The organism is Aquiflexum sp., from assembly GCF_041749095.1.
Taxonomy (GTDB): Bacteria; Bacteroidota; Bacteroidia; order Cytophagales; family Cyclobacteriaceae; genus Aquiflexum.
Genome location: NZ_JBGTCA010000138.1, coordinates 1 through 3,126, shown reverse-complemented (window position 1 = coordinate 3,126; position 3,126 = coordinate 1). Strand labels below are relative to the sequence as shown.

The 3,126-nt window shown below is 38.5% G+C and carries 2 protein-coding genes; one reads left to right on the top strand and one right to left on the bottom strand.

The window, feature by feature from the left end:
* The first annotated feature begins 136 nt into the window (after window positions 1-136).
* On the top strand, window positions 137-1,489 hold the full coding sequence (locus tag ACEW8O_RS07285) for a sigma-54-dependent transcriptional regulator (RefSeq protein WP_373493962.1): 1,353 nt from the start codon (window positions 137-139) through the stop codon (window positions 1,487-1,489).
* A gap of 1 nt (window position 1,490) precedes the next feature.
* Here the strand turns inward: ACEW8O_RS07285 and ACEW8O_RS07280 are convergent.
* On the bottom strand, window positions 1,491-3,126 hold a 1,636-nt coding region (locus ACEW8O_RS07280), incomplete at its 5' end, for a hybrid sensor histidine kinase/response regulator (protein WP_373493961.1).

The window sequence follows — 3,126 nt, the reverse complement described above, 5'->3', positions numbered from 1 at the left end:
CAGGAAATATGATTCTGAAGGCAACATCATCAAAGATGACCAAATATAATCTTTGTCCCTAGTGATTGCATTAAAGCATCGGATTCTTTTCCGGTGCTTTATTTTTTTCTACTTTAGTTAAAATTTTTATTCTCGCATGCGAAGTATTTTATTGGTAGAAGACGATGTCAGTTATTCCAGGATTATCAGGAATTTTCTGGAAAAAAATGGATTCGAAATCGTCACAAAAGAAAAGATTTCTGACGGTATTTCCTTTCTGAATTCCAACAATGTCAATTTAATCATTACTGATTACAGGCTTCCTGATGGCACAGGGCTGGATATTCTGGACTTTAGCAATTCCCTCTCCAACCCAATCCCCGTAATCCTGATCACCAATTATTCTGATATCAGGATTGCTGTCAAAGCGATGAAGATCGGAGCAGTAGAATACATCACCAAGCCCATCAACCCCGATGAATTATTGGTCACTGTCAAGGAGACCCTGGCAGATATCCCTAAACGCAGGGCTTTGAGTTCTTCCGGGACTGCAAAAGGTGTGACTGTAAAAGATGATTACATCACCGGAAAGATCGAAGCCTCATTGAAATTGGAAGAGTATATTTCTTTGGTTGCACCCACGGATCTAAGTGTAATTGTACTTGGTGAAACCGGCACAGGTAAAGAATATATATCCAAAAAAATCCATAAGCTTTCCAAAAGAAATTCAGGCCCATTTATCGCTGTAGATTGTGGGGCATTATCCAAAGATCTTGCCGGTAGTGAGTTATTTGGACACATCAAAGGTGCTTTTACAGGAGCCACGGACACAAGAACCGGGCATTTTGAAACTGCAAATGGCGGGACTATTTTATTGGATGAAATCGGCAACCTCAGTTATGACATTCAGATCAAATTATTGCGGGCGCTCCAAGAAAAAACAATCAAAAAAACCGGCAGCAACACTGAGATTCCGATTGATGTCCGGGTCATAGCGGCTACTAATGATGACCTTCAGATTCAGGTCAAAAAAGGTGAATTTAGAGAAGATTTATACCATCGTCTCAATGAATTCAGTATTACTGCTCTTCCATTAAGGGAGCGTGGAGAAGACTTGATGGTCTTTGCAGACTATTTTTTGAATCAGAGTAATTTCAAATTGGGAAAAAGCATTAAAGGGTTTTCACCTGAAGTGGAACAGATATTTAAAAATTACCCCTGGCCCGGAAATCTTAGGGAATTGAAAAACATCATACGGAGGTCTGTATTGCTCAGCCAAAAAGAATACATTGAAGTTGGGGTTCTTCCGGAAGACTTATCCAGTGAGATCATAAAAGAACCTTCATTGCTATATGAAAGGGATCCCAAAAACTCATTAAGGGTGCATGAAAAAGAAATGATCATCAAAACTTTGGAAAATGTTAATTTCAATAAGTCCAAAGCTGCAAAACTTTTGGGAATGGACAGAAAAACCCTATATAATAAAATGGAAAAGTATGGATTAAAATAGGTTAATTTTTGATTGCTAACTGCAGATCTGATTTAATTTTATTCAAAGCTACGATGGTTTCATTGATCAAATCCCGGACCAGATCTTCAATTCCTGAAAATTTTCCGTTTTTGATGAACACCTCAATATCCCTGGCTTTGGTCCCCGCCCCAATTTTAATCTGGCCCAATCGACTCGAAAGCTGATGGGTGATTTCTCTGACTCTGAAATAATCTTGGACCAAAACCGCGTTTTTCAAATCCTCCATGTCCCTATGTGTATTGGAGATCATATCCAAAAGGACCTCATGAAGCATCTCTTCATCACCCATACAAAACTTCTTTATATCTGTAAGATCATACTGTTTTTCCAAATTACTTACTACTTCCGAGACCACTCCATTTGGTTCTGAATTGACCTGATCAAGTGATAATAACTCTCCGATCATATGGGTGAGCTGCTTTTCATTGAAGGGTTTTAAAAGTAAAGCATCAAAACCTGCATGAGTCAGGGCGTATTTTTCATCTGCAAATACATTTGCAGTCATAGCAATTACCGGTTTTTCGGAATTATCCTTATTGGCCCTTAAAATTTTTAAGACTTCCAAACCACTCACTTCCGGCATTTGGATATCGAGAATGGCAAGGTCAAAATCAGCATACTCATAGCTGTGTTCAAAATTCACCCCCCCAAGATAATCTTTAACTTCAGCGCCCTTTGATTCCAAAAGTAATTTGATCAGCTTCAACCCAATCGCATCATCGTCCACTACTAATACTTTTTTTCCTTCCAAGGAATATATCAGACCATTATCTTCATTAGATTCTGTCAATTCTACCTCTGTCAATGTCATGGGCAATTCAAACTTAATGAGCGTACCCTCTCCTACTTCACTTTCAACCTTCAACTTCCCTCCTTGCAGATCAATCAACTTTTTGATAATAGACAATCCTAAACCGGTTCCTCCGAATTTTCTTGTTATAGAAGTATCTCCCTGATTGAATTCCTGGAAAATCTTATCCTTGACTTCCGGGGTCATCCCCATACCGGTATCCTTTACCTGAATCAAAAGTTTCTCTTCAGAATCTAATCTAATATCGACATCAATACCGCCATTTTGGGTGAATTTGATGGCATTGCTCAAAAGATTACTTAGGATCTGATTGATCCGTAGCTGATCTCCAATAAACCATTTGTCTTTCGGCAAATCAATTGTCCAATCAAAATACAGATTTTTCTCCTCAGCTTTGAATGCAAAAAAACTTTTGATTGACAAAAAGAGCTTATGGGAATCAAAAGACTGTTGCTCTATTTGAATCTTGCCGGCCTCCAGTTTAGAGAAATCAAGTATATCGTTTACGATTGATATCAAGGTATCTGAGGCAAAACCTATCATCTTTACAAAATCTTTTTGCTGCTCAGAAATGCCCGATTTCTCCAATGCACTTTGATAGCCTTGGATAGCATGTAGTGGATTTCTGATTTCATGGCTCATATTGGCCAAGAAGTCCTGTTTTGCTTTTGCCAGTCTGTCTGATTGTTTTTTGGCATCCTCAAGTTTTTCCCGGTAGGTATTGGCTTTTTTAACCTCATTCAGGATACTGTAAACAAATCCCAGGGAGCCCACAACACCTAAAAATACCAAAACAGCTAAAATG